Consider the following 18,790-nt stretch of genomic DNA (forward strand, 5'->3'; position numbering starts at 1 on the left):
CAGGCACCTCCTCGTCATGCAGCGGTAACCGACCGCTCCCCCACTGAATGAGGTTCACGTGCACAGGAAAATGACCTTCTGGCTGGTCGCGGCCGCCACGACGGCCGCGCTGGCGGCCGGCACCGGCTACGGCGTCGCCGTCCCGCCACCCGACAGACCCGCATCGGCGCAGGACGACCGCGCCTACGTCTACCGCGTCCACGACGGAGCACACGCGGCGGACAGCAGGCTCGCCGGCTTCGACCTGATCGAAGACCGCGAAGGCGACGACCTGTTCGTCCTCGGCGACGCCGACACCGCCGAGGACCTCAGAGCCGCCGGACTCAAAGCCACCGTCGAGCAGCGGCTGAGACCGGCCCCCTGGGAACCGCCCAAGCGCAGTGGCCAGGCCCCGCGGCTGACCGCCAAGGTCGCCGAGGAGACCTACTACGGCGGCTACCGCACCGTGAACGCCCAGTACGCCCACCTGGACCAGGTCGCCTCCGACCACTCCGGCCTGGCCACCGTCTTCGATGTCGGCGACTCCTGGCGCAAGGCCACCGGCCAGTCGAACGGCTACGACCTCAAAGCCATCTGCATCACCAAGAAGCAGTCCGGCGACTGCCAGTTGAACCCGGACTCCTCCAAGCCGCGGCTCCTCGTCCAGGCCCAGGTCCACGCCCGGGAGCTGAGCACCGGCGAGATGGCCTACCGCTGGATCGACTACCTCACCGACGGCTACGGCACCGACCCGACAGCCACCGAGATCCTGGACACCCGGGAGATCTGGGTCGTGCCGATCGGCAACCCCGACGGCGTCGACATGGTCCAACAGGGCTTCATGGGCGGGCCCAGCCAGCAGCAGTGGCACCGCAAGAACGCCAACCACAGCCACAGCAGCGGATGCTCCGAGGGCTCCTACGGCGGTGAGGGCATCGACCTCAACCGCAACAACAGCAGCCACTGGGGCGGCGCCGGCACCAGCTCCAACCCGTGCTCCAAGGTCTACAAGGGCCCCTCCGCGGACTCCGAGACCGAGACCGAGGCCCTCCACGCCCTCTACCGCGACCTGTTCCCCGACACCCGCTCCACCGGTGACAACGCCGCCGCCGACCCCGACACCCAGGGCATGTTCGTCACCATGCACAGCTACTCCAACATGGTGCTGTTCCCCTGGGGATTCAACTCCTCCATCGACGCCGGCAACGACGCCGCGCTCCGCACCATGGGCAAGGACATGGCGGACCTGGCGGGCGGCTGGGAGTACGGACAGCCCGGCGAGATCCTCTACAACGCCAGCGGCACCCACGACGACTGGGCCTACGACGATCTCGGCGTACCCAGCTTCACCTGGGAGATCGGCCCCTCCGGCGGCTCCTGTGGCGGCTTCCACCCCAGCTACTCCTGCCAGGACACGTTCTGGAACCAGGTCAAGCCCATGCTGGTCTACGCGGCGGAGCACGCCGAGAACCCCTACGGGGGCGGCACCACGCCCCCGCCCTCGGAGTGCAGCGCCACCAACGGCACGAACGTCGCCATCCCCGACAACGGCTCGGCCGTCACCAGCGGCATCGAGATCTCGGGCTGCACCGGCAACGCGTCCGACGCCAGTACCGTCGAGGTCCACGTCGAGCACACCTGGCGCGGTGACCTCGTCGTCGACCTGATCGCCCCCGACGGCACCGTCTATCCGCTGAAGAGCGCCAGCGGCCGGGACAGCGCCGACGACATCCACGAGACCTACACGGCCGACCTGTCCGGCGAGGCGCCCAACGGCACGTGGTCGCTCCGCATCCAGGACACCGCCCGCTACGACACGGGCACCCTCGACACCTGGACCCTCTCGCTCTGACCCGGCCACCCGCCCGGGTCCGGCACGCCATACCGGACCCGGGCGGTTCGCGACGCTCGTACGGCAACGACACTCCGCGCCGTGCATCGTCGCGTCGGCCATGGCCTGCGAAATGAGATAACTGACGGTTGGCCAGACGCGCTTGACGACTTCGCCGATCGGTTCGCGGGCCGGTTCGGCCGGATGGAGTCCCGGTCACCCCCGGTCACAGGTCTTGGCTGGGGCCAGACCGTTGTCTAGAACAACGTGCCCCGGGATCAACCTGGAGCGTCCGTGGAAGGGGCGGGAGACTTCAGGGGCTCACTGCCGCGGCTGCCATGTGTCGAATGCCCAGCCTGGGTAGGAGGCGCCGAGGTACGGCAGGTGTGCGTCCCAGTCCACAGTCGTCAGCGCTTGAACCTCGTGCAACGTGATGCGACGGCCCGAGTCGATGTCGAACCCCCAGGAGAAGCCTGCCAGCGGCAGGACACGCCGTCCGACCTCATCCATCGGGGTCCACGCCAGGTAGCTGTGAGCCGTCCAGGTGAGGGGGACTCGCTCGGCTCGTGACGGCGCGTCAAACAGCGTGGGGTTGATACCGAAGAACGCGTACGGCGCCGGGGCATCCTCGAACAGGTAAAACGGGTCCATGTCAAAGGCGGCCCCGGCGGATGAGTTGTCCGTCGAACGCACCAGCTGGACCCAGCCGAACAGGGACCGGTAACCCTTGCCCGGATAGTCCACCGCAGCGGTGCAGCATGGGAAACCATGGGCTGAGGGGTGCTTGCCGATCGCAGCGGGATCGTCGACGCAGTCCAGCGTCACCGTCACCGCACCCCGCGTGTCGTCGCGTAAGAAGGGGATGATCACCACTTCACCCTGCCGTTCGGACACTTCAGCGGCAAGGGCGCGGACGGGCCACGAGCCCACGGCATGGACCAGACGACGTCCTGCGCCGGTACCGATTCGCCATGACGGTCGTTCGTTGGGGTGACGCATCCCGCGTTCGGGTCATGGGGCTCTGCGGGGTGCTCCACCCTCGCAGTGCAGGGCCGAGGGCGGCGGGGAGGTGTCGTGGGCGGGCCTTGCCCCCTTGGACACACGAGACACTGGATCTGAGAACGGACATCTCGTGGTCAGGAAGAACTATCCGCCGGGGTCCAAGGCGGACGCGGTCGCGCTGTACGAGTCGCGCCCCCAGTCACCGATCAGGCAGGGGGCTGCCGATCTGGGGATCGGACCTCGCTGCCCGAAAGGGCGATCCGGACGGGGATCTTGTGAGAGGGATCGGCCAGCCAGGCCCGGAGAATCTGCTCTCCGGCTTCATGGTCGACTTTCCGCCCCGCGGTTCGCAGACTCCGCCAGCGGGTGACCTCCTCAAGGATGTCCGCGCTGAAGTTGTCGATGTAGGTCCAGGCTGCCCACACGAGCGCGAACCACGTGTCGGGAGCGATGGCGGCAGTCTTCACCCCATCCACCGGTGGCACGTCGAGGACTTTGCGCGCTGAGAGTCCTGGCCACGGATCCTTGGCCGGTCCGCCGTCAGCGAGAACGTCACGGCATCTGGGAAGAGTCCTGATTACCGTGACGCGCTCAGTGCTGACGCTCGTGCGTCCGCCCGTCTTCGACTGCTTCGACTTGTCCTCCCGATGGGTCAGGCAGCTCTTGGAGTCGTCGTCACGCCACTCCGTGAAGTCCTCCAGGCCCAGGCCCGAGCCGTACTTGGCGAGGGTGCGAAGGATTCGAAGACGACCATCGACCGTGCCCACCGATCGCGGGGTCGGCGCACAGCCATCGGTCCACCGGCTCATGGCCCCGGCGTGACACTGGCCGGACGCTGGATCCGCTGGAGCATCTGTTCCATGACGGGGGTGGGCAATGCTGGGTGCCGGGCTGCCGCCTGTGCGCTGTCGGTGTCCCGCAGAAGCCGGATGAGCACCCGTGCGGGTGCCGGGCGGCCGCGTGGCGCACGCGCTCGTGCGGGTCTTCAAGCAGCCGCACCGCCGATTCCGGTGCCAGCCGGGGGTCGGTCGCGGCCCGGTGCCGTACTTCCTCATCGCTGTCCCGGCTGAACCGCTCGACCAGCTCGGCTGTCGACTCCGGGTCGTCCAAGGCCAGTTGACGCATTCGCGGGTTCGGGTCGTCGGCGTAGCGGAGCAGGTCACGGCGGGGGAAGTTCGGATGGCCGTGGGGGCGATCGGGGGTGCTGAGGCTGCCGGTCCACCACTGCCACACCCTGAGCAGCATGTCCGCGGGCGCATCGTCGCAGGATTCCGCGAGGAAGAGCTGGACGACACGGTCTTCGTCGCGGGCGAGGCGTTCGACGACGTCCGGCGGAAGGCGCTGGGCCCGGGCGACGCTCCTGCGCACGAGGGGGTGGGAAGAGGAGGCCAACCGGCGCATGGCGTCGGGGTCGTCGTGCAGCGCCGTGACCCAGTCGAGCGGGTAGGAGCGGATGGCCGGATCGAAGTCGATGTCGATGCCCGCCCGCTGTTCCTCGGTGATGTCCGGGCGCATGGAGACGGTGAAGCGGACGCTCTTGTCCGGGTCCTGGGCGAGGAGGTCGACCAGGTCCGGGTCCAGGTACGGGTTGTCCGCGAGGGAGCGTCGTCGGGCCGGATCGTCGTGGTGGGCCAGGTGTTCGGCGAGGCCGCGCTCCAGACGACAGATCTCCACCACGCGGTCTTGGAGTTCCGCAGTGGCAAGGACCGATCGGGGCATCGGGTGCTCCCGGTGGTGCTGGAGCAGTGCCTCAACGCGGACCTTGCCAGCGGGATCGCGCAGAAGCTCACGCCGAGCAGGGGTGGCCAAACGAGGCCAAGCTCTCCGGCAGGCCGAGGCCCGTACGGACGGGGCAACGTCGGCGGCCAGGGCGGTGAGTATCCGTATGGGCAGTCCCGGAAGGCGAGCGGCCTCTTCGCGGACCCGGGCGGACGGATCCACGGCGAGCTGCTCGTACGCGGCGTCGGTGAGTTCGGCACGCCGGTCGGCCGCGAGCGTGGTGAGGATCCAGCGGTGCCGGGATTCCTGCTCGCCCAGGATCAGGTGGGCCCACTGTTCAGCGGTGATGTTCGGCTGAGCCTCAGCCAGCAACTGCCGCAGCTTCCACTCAGGGTGGACCACGGCCGCCTCGACGACCGCCGTCGGCAGGGGGCGCCACAGAAGGAAGTGCGACAGGCCCAGGAGGCGGGCGCGGAGGTCATCGGGTGCGGCCGGGTTGAGGGCCAGCCCATGCGCCCACATCTCACGCAGCTTCGCCGAAGGCCCCGGTCCCTGGAGCGGTGCCGCCCAAGCAGCCTCCCGCTCCCGAGGGGTTTCCCGGGCTGCGGCCCGCGCAGCTGCCTCCTGCCGCTCTCCGATGCGGTCCAGCACAGTGAACCAGACCTCGTCCTCCTCGGTGGTCACCCCCACCAGGGTGCTGCCGTCCGTCGAGAGGGTGACGAACTGCGGCCGCCCGGGCCGCTCACCGAGGGCTCCGGCGAGATCCCACTGACGAGTGAGCCGCACCCGCGTCCAGCGCCTGGGCGCACAGCCCGTCCAGTGGCCGGCGACATCGATGAGGAACACGCCGTCCTCGCCAATAATCCCGTTGCCGGCCGCGAGCCGGTGCCACTGTGCGTTGAGCTCGGCGACCAGGTCGGACAGGTCTTCCCGCACGGCGACGGTCGCCTTGGCGTCACCCGAGATGACCGGTCGCCAAGCGGCCTGGGGCGGCAATACCTCCTCGATCCTCCAGTCCCCCACGACTTCCAGCCCCGCGCGCTGCAGCAGCTCCATGAGCTTGTCTCTCCCACCCGTCATGGGAACTCATCCTGCCCGACGCGGCAGTCGGCCTTCCCGACGGACGGTGGGGTGCGGAATGCGTGCCTACCTGCGGCTGAGGTCTCGGCGGGACCCTCGCTGGCGCCGCTCTCGCCGGGGGCGCGGCGTTCACCGCCGCGGTGTACTTCTTCCACGAGATCATCGGCTGAATGGTGACCCCGCCCACGGGCCCGGCCGCTGCCAGCCTGTGCACGGACGTTGGTGCGGAGATCACTCCGGCAGGCCGTTGGCTCGGATGCTCAGGCGCGGGAGGTGGAGGGTGAGCAGCGCCTGGGCGAGGACAACTGGCATGCATCACACACTGGCTGGCGGCGGCCCGAGCTCGGCTGCGACTTCGACGGCGATCTCGATGGCCCGGCTGGCAAGTGGTGAGTGGGTACGTCCGGCCCGCCAGTGCAGGTAGATCTCCCGCGCCGGCAGGGATGGCTGGAGCTCGTGGACGCGCAGCCTGTCGTCGGAGGGGACATCGGCACCGCGGATGGCGAGCCAGGGCAGCACCGCCGATCCCAGGCCGGCGCGCACCATCGACAACAGGGTGTCGTTGACCGCGGTGCGGAACACGATCTGTGGACGGGCGCCGTTGCGGGCGATGGCCTGTTCCATCCCGGGCTGGTCGCAGGTCAGCGGCCAGGCCACCATCGGTGCGCCGTCGAGCCGCTCCAGCGGGACCGGGCCTTCGGGGAAGGTACCGGGGCCGGCGACCAGCAGGTACGGGTCGTCGAGCAGCTTGAGGCGCTCGACGTCGCCGTCGATGCGGCCGTCGTAGAACAGCAGGTCGAGGTCACCGATCTGCGGCTGCTCCGGCTCTTCCTCGGACAACCTGATGTCACAGCCGGGGTGCTCGTCTCGCAGCCGGCGTACGACCGACGGCAGGATCACGTTGGACACGCTCTGGAACGTGCCGATGTCGATCCGGCCGTCTCCCGCCTTGAACCGGTCCACGGCATCGGCCAATGCCTCTGCCCTCGCCAGCAGTTCGCGACCGTGGGTGAGGACCACGGAGCCCAGCGGCGTGAGCCGTACCGGCTTGGGACCGCCCGGCCGGTCGAACACCGGACCGCCGACGGCCCTCTCCAGGGCGGCGATCTGCTGGCTCACCGTCGACTGGGTGTACGCGAGACGGGCGGCCGCCCGACCGAACGAGCCCTCCTCGACGATGGCGGCCATCGCCGCCAGGTGGCGCAGCTCGACGTCGGTCACGCGTTCCAGCGTAGCGATATCCATTGCTGTGAGCGATTGAATCGATCGGAAATCATCGTTTCCCACGATGGAGTCACGGGCTTTAGCGTGCCAGACATGACTCCTCATCAATCCCACGGCGAGCAACTCCTCAAGATCAATGGCGTCGAGCTGTGTGTCGAGACTTTCGGAGACCGCACGGACCCGGCGATCATTCTGGTCGCCGGGTCGGCTGCCTCGATGCTGTGGTGGGACGCCGAACTGTGCGAACGGATCGCCGTCCGTGGTCGGTTCGTGGTCCGCTACGACCATCGGGACACTGGCCGCTCGGCTTGCTGCCCACCGGGGCGACCGGCGTACTCGTTCACCGACCTGACTCTGGACGTGCTCGGCATCCAGGACGCCTTGGGCATCGAACGCGCCCATGTGGTCTGTCAGTCGATGTTCGGCGGGAGCGGACTCATCCTCGGGGTGGACCATCCCGATCGGGTCGCGTCGCTGACGTTCGTCTCGAGCTCGACCGGGGCCGACGACCTGCCGCCGCCATCGAGCGACCTGGCCATGCCGGCCGAGCCGGATTCCTCCGACGCGGCCGAGGCCGTCGAGTACGTGGTCGCCGGCGCGCGGGCGTACGCCGGTGGCTCGCCATACTTCGACGAGGCCGCGATCCGGGCGTTGGCCGAACATGACGTGGCGCGCGCCAAGAGCTACGCGTCGACTCTGGTCAACCACTACGCCATCGAGTTCGATGGGCCGGTCCGAGGCGGCTTCGGCGATATCGCGGCGCCGACGCTCGTGGTCCACGGAGACCATGACCCCTTCCTGCCGCTGCCGCACGGTGAGGCGTTGCGCGACGCGATCCCCGGGGCGGAGCTGCTGGTCCTTAAGGGGGCCGGACATGACCTGCCGCGGCCGGTGTGGGATGACTTCGTATCGGCCCTGGTGCGGCACACGGAAGTCGGCCGCCCATGAACCGGCTGCGATCGGCACTGTGGCTGCCGCTCTTCGACGACCTCGCCGACCCGCGGGCGGTCGCGCGCCTCGCCGCCGACGCGGAGGAAGCCGGATGGGACGGCTGCTTCGTATGGGATCAGCTGTGCTGGCGGGCGCCGGTCCGACAAGTCGCCGACCCGTGGATCGCGCTGGCGGCGATCGCGACCGCGACCGAGCGGCTGCGGCTCGGCCCGATGGTGTCGACACTTGCCCGTCGACGGCCGGCCAAGGTCGCGCGCGAGACCGCGACGCTGGACCGGCTCAGCGACGGCCGCCTCACCCTCGGCGTCGGCCTCGGCAGCGACCGGTTCGCCGACGAGCTGTCCAAGACCGGCGAGCAGCTCGACGACCGGCGGCGCGGGCAGATGCTCGACGAGTCCTTGGCGATCCTGGCCGCCGCCTGGTCCGGCGAACCGGTGCGCCACCGCGGCGACCACTACACCGTCGACGACATCGCGTTTCTGCCACGGCCGGTTCAGCAGCCCGGCGTGCCGGTGTGGGCCGCCGGATTCCCGGGCAACGCCAAGCCGATCCGCCGGGCCGCCCGGCTCGACGGCTTCTTCCCGGCCAATCTCGCGCACCCGGACCAGCTCGCCGAGGTCGTCGGCACCCTCACCGCACTGCGCCACGGCGAGATGGCCTCGTACGACATCGCCGTCGCTCTGCCGCTCGGTGTCGATCCCGAGCCGTACGCGAAGGCCGGCGCGACGTGGTGGCTGCCGGAGTTCAACCCGGGTGTACGACTCGACACCGTGCGGGGCGTACTCCTCGACGGCCCAGCGGCATAAGGAGGCGACCGCATTGTTCGACTACGACTCGGAGCTCGCTCGCTATCACAAACGGCTGTGGAAGGCCCTCGACATCCGACCCGGCGACCATGTCCTCGACATCGGCTGCGGCACCGGCCAGACCACCCGGGACGCGGCCCGAGCCGCATCGCCGGGGACCGCGCTCGGCATCGACGTCTCGGGCCCGATGCTGGCGCGGGCCCGCCAACAGGCCGAGACGGGAGGGCTCCGCAATGTCAGCTTCGTACAGGCCGACGCCCTCGCCCACGCTTTCCCGCCGGAGCATTTCAGTCTGGGCGTCAGCCGGTTCGGCACGATGTTCTTCTCCGACCCCATCGCCGCGTTCGCCAACATCGGGCGAGCCCTGCGTCCAGGTGCGCGCTTCGTACAGTTGGTCTGGCAGGCCGCCGACCGTCAGGAGTGGCATACCGCGATCCGGGCGGCGCTCCCCCGCGGGCACGCGTCGTCGACGTCGGCCGGAGCGGCCGTCGATCCCTTCACACTGGCCGATCCGGACGTCGTGGTCGGCCACTTGACCGCGGCCGGCTTCACCGCAGTGGACGTCGTCGACGTACGCGAGCCCGTCTACTACGGCCCGGACGCCGACCGCGCGCGTGCCGCCGTACTCCAGCTGTGGATGACCAAGGAACTGGTCACCGATCTGGATCCCGCGTCCGCCAAGCGCGCACTCGAGCGGCTCTACGCGACTCTCGACGCGCACGACACCGGCAACGGCGTATGGTTCGACTCCCGCGCCTGGCTGGTCAACGCGCGCCGGCGATGACCACCTGCAAGCGGCCGCCGCCAGATTCACTGCCCCCGCTCCGGTCCCGCCCTGCGAAGGGCGGGATCCGGGACTGTCCGCAAACACCCCCGGTCCAGGTCCTTACCGCGGATCTCGGATATCAACTCGGCGTCAACTCGTCCTTACAGACCGGCCACCAGGCGCCCGGTGTAGCCCGCCATAACAGTCCAGAACAGGCCTGTATATCCACGCTCGCCGATTCTCGTGTTGAAGCGCTTGCCGAGAAACGTCGCGAAGAACATCAGCGGCAGACACGCCACGGCGACGAGGTAGTCCCCGCCCCTAAGTAGCGCGGCATCCGTCCAGACGGCGGTCTTCGTGGCATCCCCGACGAGTGAGGCCATAGAAAGCGCGCCTACGAGGTGGAGGCGATCCAGGGCCAGCCCGCGGACCGCAAGTCCCTTGAGGGGTCCGGACGTGCCGCTGAATCCGGACGTCGCACCCGCGGCGAACGCCATCACTGGGGAACCAGATCGCCGCCAGCGGGTGAGATCGATCGTTTCGACCAGAAACGCGGCAGCGAAGCCAGCGATGACCGCGAGGGTCACCACCCGTTCGGGCGCGGAATCCAGCAACTTGGCTCCCAGGAATGATCCTGCGGCGACCAGGGCGATGACAACGGCCGCCTTGCGGAATGGGAGCGTCTTTCGGTAGGCGAATACCTTGACCAGGTTGTTGGCGCCAAGAAGAAGCGCCGCCAACGCCACCCCGGACTTGGTACCAAGTACGAGCGCCAGCGTGGGAACAAGAACCAGGCTGCCACCGAACCCGGCCGAAGCGGACAATGTGAATGCGGCGGCCACAGCCAGGAACACAACTGGAAGCAGAAACGGCTCCATCAGTGCTCCTCAGTCTGTCAGACCGCGAAGTCAGCAGCGATGCCCGCCTCTTCCACCATGAGGTAGTGCGCTGGGATCCGCCACCCGGCTCCTGTGAACGAGCGCGGGGGGAGCGGGGCGTGACGCCTGATCCGTAGGGCGGGCCGTCGAGGGCCGTCCTTGGTCGTACGGCAGCCCACCAAAGGGCCGCGACGTAGCAGCGGTTCGGCGGGGGTGGCGACGAAGTCACGGTGGAGGGGGTCCGGAGCCCGTGTCGCGGACCGATCCGGCCCCGGAGTCGCGGTAGTTGGCTGTGGACACCTGGGCCGCGGCGGGGCAGGGGCAGGGCGGTGGCGCTGAAGCGGCCGGCCGGGGTGTTCACGCGGTGGTCGGCGCGCACGGCGAGCGCGTAGTCGAAGCCGAAACCGCGGGCGGCATGGCGCAGTTCCTGGCCGCCGTAGACCTCGTCGCCGACGAACCATCAGGCCTTGATGCCCATCCTCGCGGGGGCGTAGGTGAAGTGGACGGCGACCTGGCACAGGCCGATTCCAACCCCCGGGCCACCTCCCGCGCCAGCAGCCGTGGTTCCCGGCGAGGAAAGCAGTCGGCGATCTTGGCCATGGTCGTTCCCCTGCCCGACGACCCACGGCCTGCCCCTCGTCGGCACCGAGCACACCGTCCTCGGCGTCTCGGGCGGCCTGTGGAGCATCTACGGCCACACCGAACCGTTCGTCATCCACCGCCCCAAGTGCACTACTGAGCGGGCCTGATGTTCTGGTTCGCGTGGAACAGGTTGTCCGCGTCGTACGTCCGCTTGATCTGCGCGAGGCGGTCGTAGTTGCCGCGGTACGTCGTCTTCACGCGGTCCTGGCTCTCGCCCGCTCCCAGGAAGTTCACGTACGCACCGCCCATCGAGTGCGGGTGCAGCTCCTCCCAGTAGTCGACGGCCCACCGCCGCACCGTCTCGGCGTTGGCCGGGTCCGGGTCGATGCCGCCGATGACTCCGGACCAGACCGCGTCGCGGTAGGCCCAGGCCATGTCGCCCTGGCCGGCCCGCTGGCCAGCGGCGTCGACCGGGTAGAGGTGCATGGTGCACAGGTCGGTCGGGATGCCCTCCACGTACTTCGCGTGCACGTCGATGGCCCCGTCCGTGATCCGGTCGAAGAAGTCGCCGCGCCAGTACCACTGCAGCCCTGTGGGGATCAGCTCGTCGAACGTGCTCTGCACCGCGGGGTACGGAAGGGGTGCCGTGAAGTGGAACGCGGGCGGCGCGGGGTCCGTCACCGCCGCGAAGGCCTTGTCGACGACGTCGAGGTCCCCCGTCCAGCACCACACCACGCCGCACATCTTGCGCCCGTGGATCTCCTCCGGGAACGGCGGCCCCGGCGGCACGACGAGGCCGGCGAAGAAGCCGTACAGGTCCTCGGGCGCCGAAGGCAGGAAGTCGCGGTACCACTGCAGCACGTCGCCAATGCTGTCCAGCGACCACAAGGTGACCCCGAAGACCACGGTGTGCACGGGGTGTAGCCGGTACGTGAACGACGTCACCACGCCGAAGTTCCCGCCGCCGCCGCGCAGCGCCCAGAACAGGTCCTGGTGGTCGTCCTCGCTCGCGGTCACAAAGCTGCCGTCAGCGAGCACCACGTCAGCGGACAGCAGATTGTCCACGGTCAGGCCGTACTTGCGGGTGAGATAGCCGTGCCCGCCACCGAGCGTGAGCCCGCCGACGCCGGTCGTCGAGATAATGCCGCCAGGCGTCGCGAGGCCGAAGGCATGCGCGGCATGATCCAGGTCGCCCAGTTGGGCACCGCCCCCGACCTGCGCGGTCTTCGCGACCGGGTCCACGCGCACCCACCGCATCGGCGACAGGTCGATCGTGACGCCGTCCTCCACCAGGCACAGGCCGGGGCCACTGTGGCCGCCACCCCGAACCGCCAGCTCGAGCCCGTGATCGCGGATGAAGTCGACCGCGTTCATCACGTCCCCGGCGTCCCTGCACGGCACGATTGCGGCGGGACGCCGGTCGATCATTGCGTTGTATATCTTGCGGGCCTCATCGTATTCCGGGTCCTGCGGGCCGATGACCGGACCACGCAGTGCGGTTCGCATGGCCTCCACAGTCGTACCGTCCATGACGCCCTCCCATCGGACAATCCAGGGGATACGACCAGCGTCCCGCCATCTACAGAACCTCGCAATCTGTATCAGGACGCACATAGCGCTATTCATCGGTACGTAAGGAAAATAGAGGCTGTCAGGTCGTGCCGATCACCCCACCCGGCGTGGAACGAAGATCCCAGCCAAGTGGCTCCTCCACGACGACCGGGGCGCTCTACGGGACCGCCGACAGGTCGATCCGGAACATCCCGCGGCCGTGCGTCACGCAGACCAGCGTCTCGTCCATCCAGAACAGGTCGTCGACCGAGCAGTTGGTCGGGCCTTCGTTCGTGGACGACCAGCTCGCGCCGGCGTTCTCGCTGGCGAACAGCCCGACCTCGGTTCCGCAGTAGAGCAGCTTCGTCCGCCGCGGATGCACCGCAACGGCCCGTATCGGGGCGGCGGGCAGCGCGGTTGCGAGGTTGGTCCACCGCGCGCCGCCGTCCGTGGTCACCCACAGGTTGCCGCTCTCGTATCCGCCGAACGCGACGTAGACGGTGTCGGGGTCTGTCGGGTGGGCGGTGATGCCGGTACAGAAGCGCCGTGGCGTCAGCGGGTTCGGGCCCGTCACGCCGACCCGCGTCCACGTGGGCGTTGTCGCGGTGCCGTTGGTGGTACGGAAGACCATGCCGTCCTCGTGGCCCACCCACACCACACTCGAGTCACCGCGCGCCACCGCGATCGCGCTGATCATCGTGCCCGCGTTGGGCTTGATCGCCTTCCAGGTCGGGCCGGTGGTGAAGGTGTTGGGCTGCTTGGCGTTGTTCGTCTGCCACAGTGATACCCCGCCCGCGAGGATTCGGTTCTCGTTGTTCGGATCGAGGACGAACGGTGCGATGAAGAGCGCGTTCTCGTTCTTCGCGTCCGTGATGCGGAACGGCACCTGCTTCCAGTCCCAGTCGCCTGTCGCGAAGTTGAAGAACTGGCCGCTGATGTAGCGATCACCCTGTGTGTCGTCGGTGGTGGCGCCATCGGTGTTGCGGTGAATGTTGAGGAAGACGTATTCGCCGTAGAAGACGTCGGGGTCGGTGGGGTCGGAGGCACACCAGCCGCCGTCACCGCCGAAGAACGTCCGCCAGTCCTCGGTGCCGAGCGCCGGGTCGAAGATGAGCGAGCCGTTGTCCTGCGCTCCGCCGATGATCCTTCCGCTGCCGACGTGGCCCGCGCCGCCGTAGAACTGGGTGACACCGTAGTTGTTCACCAGCTCGGTCCAGCCGTTCACGAACGGAGGCTGCGGCTCGCTTCCGACGTCCGCCAGATCCTCCGCCTTGAACACCCCGCCATCGTTGCCGAAGAACACCGTTCGGTTGGTGACCCCGTCGTAGGAGGGGTGCGAGACGATGGCGTGCTGGTCGGCGTGGGCCGAGCCAGGATCCCACCAGGTGCTGATCTCGGAGAGGTGGTCACCGCCGTCCGTGCTGCGCCACAGATTGACGCCGCCGACCAGCACCAGGTCCGCGTCGGTCGGGTCCCCGGCCCAGATCGTGTTGTCGTACCAGCCCTGGCTGCCCAGGAAGTCTGCTGGGAGGCCGCCCGGGGTCAGTATCGTCCTGCTGTGGTAGGTCGCGCCGCCGTCCTGCGACCTCCAGATCTGGCCGGTGGTCATCTGAACCGACGCGTAGACGATGTCCGGGTCCATCTCCGCGTAGGCGAGCTCGACCCGCCCGCTCCACTGGCCGTTGACCGCGAGGGCCCAGGTGAGACCGCCGTCCCGGCTGAACCAGGCCGCACCGTCCCGCAGCGCCCCGGCGACCGCCTTGCTGCTGTCCTGCGGATCGAATCTGACGTCGCCGAGGGGGCTGTTCAGGACCTTGGTCCAGGTCGCACGCGCGGGATCGGCACTGCGGAAGAGGCCGGTGGAGGTGGCGGCCAGGACGACCTTCCCGGACTGCGACACCGCGATCCGGCTCACGAACTGGAAGTCCGGGGTCTGGGTGGCCACGATCGGATTCCAGCTGACCGCGTCGGTCGTGCGGAAGATGCCGTTGCCCCGGATGGCGTCGAGGTTGTGGAACGCCTCACCGGTCCCCACGTACATCGTGGACATGTCGGAGGGGTCCATGGCGATGCAGGCGCAAGCGAGATTCTCCAGGAAGTCGTCGACGGGAGCCCACTGGGCACCGCCGTTCTCGGTGTGCCACACGCCGCCCCCGGCGCTCACGGCCCACATCCTGTCCGGCTGCACCGGGTGGATCACGATGCCGCGCGTACGCCCGCCAATGTTTCCGGGGCCGAGCCACACCCAGTGGGCCAGCCGCATCCCGGCCGTCGGGGCCGGCCCTCCCCCGGGTCTTTGACCGTTCGGGCCGGTCGGTATGCCCGCGGTCACCGGTGGGGCCTCGCCACTCAGCAGAGCCTGGCCCTGCTCGTAGGCCGTGCCGAGGGCGTTCGGTTGGACACGGCCGTCGTCGCTCTGCTCCTGCTTGAGGCGGAAGAGCCCACGGGCCGTGGGCAGGTCGGGATAGTCGAGACGCAGAAGCGCCCGCCGAACTGCGGCTTCGGGCAGGGCCTCAAGGGTCTCGTTCGTCGTACCGCGGGCTGCACACAGCAAATGCACCTGCTCGACGCTGATGTGCTTCGACCGGGCCAGCTGTTCGTCCGAGATGGCCATGATGCGCCCCTGTCTGAGATGAGAACGTGTGGAGGTGTGGCTAGGGCGGAAGCTTGGGCGCCCGCCTCGTGGTCGCGTGGTCCAGTTCCACCTCCCACCTGACCGCGGCGGTGGGGGGATCCACCGCTCTCAGGACGATGGCGCCGGAGTCGGGGTGAAGGGCGAGTTCCACGCGTATGTCGCCGACTTGACTCTGGTCCAGCACATCGGCGGCCGGCTGTGGGGGGCGAGCCGCCTGCGGTACGAGGGGGGCCACATCGGCGTCGGCGGACTCCGGCAGGTCCGCCGCCGGCAGCACCTCCACCGAAGGGACCGCCGGATCGACCCGCAGGGCGCCGTGTGCCTCGCGCGTCGATTCCTTCAGGACCCGTTGGCTCGGTGCGGCACCACCGCCGTACCAGGTGCGGGCCACCCAGTGGATCACCACGGCATCGTCGTCCGTCTGGGTGCGCAGGGTGAAATCGCGGGTGTCGTTGAGGGTGCAACGAGCCCATGGCGGCAGGTCGACCGGCTCCGACGTCCAGCGGTCCTCACCGGTCGCGGCATCGAGCACCACGACCACCAGTGTCGGCGACGGACGGATCCGCAGGGCCACGAGCGACCCGACAAGCAGGGCGCACGGCCGCAGACTTGGCCCGTGGCGCCACAGCAGCACACCGCTTTCCAGGTCCACGGCCATCAGAGCGCCTTCGTGATCGTGTACGACGGCTTGTCGACCGCGCGCATCGACCACGCCGCGCGGGACTCTCGCCATCCGGCCCCCAGGTGGAACATCGCAGGAATGCGGAATGCGGAATGCGGAATCACGGGTTCGGAGCCCTGCCGCGTGCGGGCCGCCCTACGGAACCGAGCAAGGCCGGGGCCCGGCCGTGGGCCGCGACTGACTTCCATCGTCCCTCCGCGCGGGGATGGCTGCAATTCGAACTGCCCAGCCCTCTACGCGGTTTGATCCCGTCAGCCGGCGCCCGGATGCGGGGACAGCCAGTCCTTGTCCGCCCAGCCGACACCGGCCGGGATCCGCTTCCCGTATGCGTCGTCGGATTCGATGCGCAGCCGTACGCTCTCGTGTACCCGGGCGCCGTCGGGGACGCGGCGGTGCCGGTAGGTGAGCAGGGCCCAGACGGCGCCCATGCGGTGCACCGTGCCGAGCGCGTGAGCGGGGCCGAGCGTGACGTGCTTCGCGTACGCCCTGTCCTTGAGCAGCAGGCCGGAGTCGAGGGCACCGTCCACGATCCACTTGAGGGCGACCGTGGACAGCTTCGGGTCGTCTTCTGGCTGCTTCGGGTCGTCGTCCTCGAAGGTGCCGCCCACGTCGGAGTGGACTCCGGCGAACCAGACCTCCTCGATCAGCGGGCCCGGTGCCCCCGGTTTCTTCGGGGGGAGGACGAGGTACTCCTCGTACGGTCGGCGCTTCTCGTCGATGGAGACGGCGTGGCGGACCCGGCCGACGTTGGGGATCCGCCGGGTGTAGAGCCAGCGCAGGTTCCAGCGCAGCAGTCCGGCGGCCTTCACCGAGTCCCACAGCCCCATGAAATGGACCGGGATGCCCGTCCGTTCGTCCACTTTCCTGCTGAACGCGCCAGCGAATTTGTGCAGTTGCTTCCAGTCGTCTTTGCTGAAGGTCCGGTTCTTGGTGTAGACGGCGATGGCGTACGGGACGAGGTTCTCCGAGCCGGGGCGGAGCAGGCCGACGGACTTGAGTAGCCCTGCGAGGGCGCGGGCGGTGTAGGCACCCCGGCTGAAGCCGAAGAGGTGGATCCGGTCGCCGGGTTCGTAATGGTGCATCAGATACGTATAGGCCTCGGCGAGATTGGCCTTGAGTCCGGAGCCGAAGGCGAGCCCGAAAAGCTTGGAGAGCTTGCGGGCCGGGGGCGACCAGGCGCCGGCGGCGGAGAAGGTGCCGACGCCCGGGTCGTAGTAGGCGATCTGCGCGGTGGGGTCGCGGAGGTCGAGCATCTCGTAGAGCTTGACGACGTTGGTATTGCCGCGAGCCTTGAGTTGATTGCCCGTACCGTCCAGGCACACCACGATGTTCTTACCCATCACGGTCTCCGAGGGACAGTTGCCCGCATTCATTTCTATAATAGGAGCAATACCTCCCACCGGCCTGCCGATGCGTCACAGGAGGTCCCATGGCCGCTTTCACGGTGCATCTGGACGAGAACGCGGGGCCCGCGTCCACTCACGCGCTCGTCATCGGGGTCGGGGCGTACACGCATCTGGACGGCGGCCCGTCGCCGACGGACCACCCGGGTGCTGTGGGGATGCGGCAGCTGTCCTCACCCCCCATCTCGGCGCGCGAGTTCGCCACTTGGATGATCGACGAGTACCACGACACGGGAAGGCCGCTGGGAAGCCTGGCACTCCTGCTGAGCGAGGCGGCTCCCGGCCCGTTCTTCGACCCGCGGACAGGGAAGCCGCACGTTGTGGAAACGGCAACCATCAACAACATCGTGGCCGCCGTCAAGGAGTGGAAGGTCCGGGGCGACCACGACCAGGCCCGGCTGGTCTTCTACTTCTGTGGCCACGGTGTCTCGCTGGGTGTCGACACGTCTCTTCTGGCGGCGGACATGTTCGCAGACCTGCACAGCCCGCTGAACGGCGCGTTGCACTTCGAGGCGCTGCGCCGGGGACTCGGCAGCTGCAAGGCCGCCCAGCAGGTCTTCTTCGTCGACGCCTGCCGGGCCGGTTCCGACAGACTCGTCAAAGTGGTAGGCACGGACAACCTCGGACAGGTCCCGATCTCCGGGAACAGACGGCCCGACGGGTTCCTGCCACGAGAGCACGCCGTCATCTACGCGACCCTGCACGGTGAGGAGTCCTTCGCACGCTCCGACGACGTCAGTCTGTTCACCAGCGCGCTGCTGCGGAGCTTCGACGGCGCCGGGAGCGAGAACACCGAAGACCGCGTGTGGCGGGTGACCACCGGCACTCTGAAGCACGCGATCACCCGCTTCATGAAAGAGCCTTCCTTCGCGGGCACCCTCACGAGCGCCGCGACACCGGTCAGCCCCGAGTCGTTCGACTTCGACTTCCACGAGCTGAGAAGCGACCCGGTCGTCCCCGTGTACATCGGGTGCCGGCCCAAGGAGGACAACGCGCTCGCCGAATTCATATGCCGACGCGACGGGCAGGAGGAACGGCGACGCCCGCCGCCCGCCCCCGGCGAAGAGCCCGACGTCCGCGAGTGGGCCCTGTCCCTGCCGTTCGGCCGGTACGAGGTCGAGGCCGTCCTCGGACACGAAGACGTACGCAAGGACCAACTCGACGCCCGCCCACCATTGTTCCGCATCGGATTGGCCAAGCCATGAGCGCCACACTCGCGGTCAGGATCTTCCTCTCCTCCGCGGGAGAGTCCAACGACGCGATGATCGTCGGTGACATCTATTCGTCCGACTTCGAAGTCAAGGACCAGCGCAACATCCTGATCCCCTGTGGGAGTCCGCCCCAGCCCAAGCTGTACTCGGTGGCACCCGGCCGCTACCTCGTGTCGGCGACCCTGCCGTCCGGGCTGGTGCTGACGGAGAACGCCGTGGCAGTGGAGGGCGAGGAGACTTCGGTGGAGTTCCACATGACGGACTCGCCGTACGAGACGCACTCCTGGCAGTACCTCATGGGCAACATCGAGCCGGGCCCGGTCTACCACAGTTCCTCCCAGGCCCCGCTCGCCGAGTCGGTCGCCTCACGGTTCACGGTCCATGGTCGCCCCCACCCCCACCCCCGCCGTGCCGGACGATGCCACTCCCGAGGCAGCCGTAGCCCTGAGCGGGCTCGCCACCTGGGTCGGTGACGCCGCGCCCACGAGCT

Annotated in this window: 15 protein-coding genes; 6 read left to right on the forward strand and 9 right to left on the reverse strand. The window is 68.8% G+C overall.

Translation table 11 applies throughout. From position 1 onward, the window contains the following. Positions 1 to 58 precede the first annotated feature (58 nt). Positions 59 to 1,831 carry a M14 family zinc carboxypeptidase gene (locus tag U9R90_RS00555; protein WP_411054358.1) on the forward strand — a complete coding sequence of 591 codons (1,773 nt, stop codon included), beginning with the start codon at positions 59 to 61 and terminating at the stop codon, positions 1,829 to 1,831. A 300-nt stretch (positions 1,832 to 2,131) separates the two neighbouring features. Here U9R90_RS00555 and U9R90_RS00560 read toward each other — a convergent pair whose 3' ends face one another. From U9R90_RS00560 to U9R90_RS00575, 4 genes are all read right to left on the reverse strand, one after another. After that, a complete protein-coding gene (locus U9R90_RS00560; protein ID WP_411054359.1) occupies positions 2,132 to 2,704 on the reverse strand; it encodes a hypothetical protein in 573 nt (190 codons plus the stop codon). Positions 2,705 to 3,018: 314 nt separating this feature from the next. Next, positions 3,019 to 3,279, reverse strand: a complete 261-nt coding sequence (locus U9R90_RS00565) for a hypothetical protein (protein WP_411054360.1) — start codon at positions 3,277 to 3,279, stop codon at positions 3,019 to 3,021. A 208-nt stretch (positions 3,280 to 3,487) separates the two neighbouring features. Then, positions 3,488 to 5,611 carry a PE-PGRS family protein gene (locus tag U9R90_RS00570; protein WP_411054361.1) on the reverse strand — a complete coding sequence of 708 codons (2,124 nt, stop codon included), beginning with the start codon at positions 5,609 to 5,611 and terminating at the stop codon, positions 3,488 to 3,490. Between the two features lie 315 nt (positions 5,612 to 5,926). Continuing rightward, positions 5,927 to 6,856 carry a LysR family transcriptional regulator gene (locus tag U9R90_RS00575; RefSeq protein ID WP_411054362.1) on the reverse strand — a complete coding sequence of 310 codons (930 nt, stop codon included), beginning with the start codon at positions 6,854 to 6,856 and terminating at the stop codon, positions 5,927 to 5,929. Between U9R90_RS00575 and U9R90_RS00580 the strand changes: the two genes are divergently transcribed. Genes U9R90_RS00580 through U9R90_RS00590 form a run of 3 tightly spaced genes read left to right on the forward strand, consistent with a single transcriptional unit; the run spans position 6,809 to position 9,376 of the window. Further along, on the forward strand, positions 6,809 to 7,783 hold the full coding sequence (locus U9R90_RS00580; protein WP_411054363.1) for an alpha/beta fold hydrolase: 975 nt from the start codon (positions 6,809 to 6,811) through the stop codon (positions 7,781 to 7,783). The two genes, U9R90_RS00575 and U9R90_RS00580, sit on opposite strands and share 48 nt — an antisense overlap. Then, the gene (locus U9R90_RS00585) at positions 7,780 to 8,592 is read left to right on the forward strand and encodes an LLM class flavin-dependent oxidoreductase (RefSeq protein WP_411054364.1); all 813 of its coding nucleotides are present in this window, start codon (positions 7,780 to 7,782) and stop codon (positions 8,590 to 8,592) included. Before U9R90_RS00580 ends, U9R90_RS00585 begins: the two co-directional genes overlap by 4 nt. Positions 8,593 to 8,605: 13 nt before the next feature. Beyond that, positions 8,606 to 9,376 (forward strand): class I SAM-dependent methyltransferase, encoded by a 771-nt coding sequence (locus U9R90_RS00590; RefSeq protein WP_411054365.1) that lies wholly within the window; start codon positions 8,606 to 8,608, stop codon positions 9,374 to 9,376. 143 nt (positions 9,377 to 9,519) lie between these two features. Here the strand turns inward: U9R90_RS00590 and U9R90_RS00595 are convergent, their stop codons facing one another. The 5 genes from U9R90_RS00595 to U9R90_RS00615 form a co-directional block, all read right to left on the reverse strand. Beyond that, positions 9,520 to 10,236 (reverse strand): TSUP family transporter, encoded by a 717-nt coding sequence (locus U9R90_RS00595; RefSeq protein ID WP_411054366.1) that lies wholly within the window; start codon positions 10,234 to 10,236, stop codon positions 9,520 to 9,522. Between the two features lie 732 nt (positions 10,237 to 10,968). Then, positions 10,969 to 12,348 carry an FAD-binding oxidoreductase gene (locus tag U9R90_RS00600; protein ID WP_411054367.1) on the reverse strand — a complete coding sequence of 460 codons (1,380 nt, stop codon included), beginning with the start codon at positions 12,346 to 12,348 and terminating at the stop codon, positions 10,969 to 10,971. A gap of 199 nt (positions 12,349 to 12,547) precedes the next feature. After that, complete coding sequence (locus tag U9R90_RS00605; protein WP_411054368.1) at positions 12,548 to 14,983, reverse strand: WD40/YVTN/BNR-like repeat-containing protein; 2,436 nt, start codon at positions 14,981 to 14,983, stop codon at positions 12,548 to 12,550. 40 nt (positions 14,984 to 15,023) lie between these two features. Continuing rightward, positions 15,024 to 15,662, reverse strand: coding sequence for a hypothetical protein (locus U9R90_RS00610; protein ID WP_411054369.1), 639 nt, complete (start codon positions 15,660 to 15,662; stop codon positions 15,024 to 15,026). A gap of 275 nt (positions 15,663 to 15,937) precedes the next feature. Next, positions 15,938 to 17,026, reverse strand: coding sequence for a T6SS phospholipase effector Tle1-like catalytic domain-containing protein (locus tag U9R90_RS00615; protein WP_411054370.1), 1,089 nt, complete (start codon positions 17,024 to 17,026; stop codon positions 15,938 to 15,940). Between the two features lie 89 nt (positions 17,027 to 17,115). Between U9R90_RS00615 and U9R90_RS00620 the strand changes: the two genes are divergently transcribed. Together U9R90_RS00620 and U9R90_RS00625 are read left to right on the forward strand one after the other, a co-directional pair. Continuing rightward, positions 17,116 to 18,294, forward strand: coding sequence for a caspase family protein (locus U9R90_RS00620; protein WP_411054371.1), 1,179 nt, complete (start codon positions 17,116 to 17,118; stop codon positions 18,292 to 18,294). Continuing rightward, positions 18,291 to 18,773, forward strand: coding sequence for a hypothetical protein (locus U9R90_RS00625; RefSeq protein ID WP_411054372.1), 483 nt, complete (start codon positions 18,291 to 18,293; stop codon positions 18,771 to 18,773). The genes U9R90_RS00620 and U9R90_RS00625 overlap by 4 nt, the downstream gene beginning before the upstream one ends. Positions 18,774 to 18,790 lie beyond the last annotated feature (17 nt).

Origin of the sequence: Streptomyces sp. E11-3 (assembly GCF_046540415.1) — a bacterium.
In the GTDB taxonomy this organism is placed as follows: Bacteria; Actinomycetota; Actinomycetes; order Streptomycetales; family Streptomycetaceae; genus Streptomyces.

What these genes read in the sequence shown, in the direction of transcription:
- U9R90_RS00570 (WP_411054361.1), bottom strand. Translation starts at nt 5,611, where the DNA reads ATGACGGGTGGGAGAGACAAGCTCATGGAGCTGCTGCAGCGCGCGGGG.
- U9R90_RS00605 (WP_411054368.1), bottom strand. Translation starts at nt 14,983, where the DNA reads ATGGCCATCTCGGACGAACAGCTGGCCCGGTCGAAGCACATCAGCGTC.
- U9R90_RS00625 (WP_411054372.1), top strand. Translation starts at nt 18,291, where the DNA reads ATGAGCGCCACACTCGCGGTCAGGATCTTCCTCTCCTCCGCGGGAGAG.
- U9R90_RS00620 (WP_411054371.1), top strand. Translation starts at nt 17,116, where the DNA reads ATGGCCGCTTTCACGGTGCATCTGGACGAGAACGCGGGGCCCGCGTCC.
- U9R90_RS00610 (WP_411054369.1), bottom strand. Translation starts at nt 15,662, where the DNA reads ATGGCCGTGGACCTGGAAAGCGGTGTGCTGCTGTGGCGCCACGGGCCA.
- U9R90_RS00600 (WP_411054367.1), bottom strand. Translation starts at nt 12,348, where the DNA reads ATGGACGGTACGACTGTGGAGGCCATGCGAACCGCACTGCGTGGTCCG.
- U9R90_RS00585 (WP_411054364.1), top strand. Translation starts at nt 7,780, where the DNA reads ATGAACCGGCTGCGATCGGCACTGTGGCTGCCGCTCTTCGACGACCTC.
- U9R90_RS00575 (WP_411054362.1), bottom strand. Translation starts at nt 6,856, where the DNA reads ATGGATATCGCTACGCTGGAACGCGTGACCGACGTCGAGCTGCGCCAC.
- U9R90_RS00595 (WP_411054366.1), bottom strand. Translation starts at nt 10,236, where the DNA reads ATGGAGCCGTTTCTGCTTCCAGTTGTGTTCCTGGCTGTGGCCGCCGCA.
- U9R90_RS00615 (WP_411054370.1), bottom strand. Translation starts at nt 17,026, where the DNA reads ATGGGTAAGAACATCGTGGTGTGCCTGGACGGTACGGGCAATCAACTC.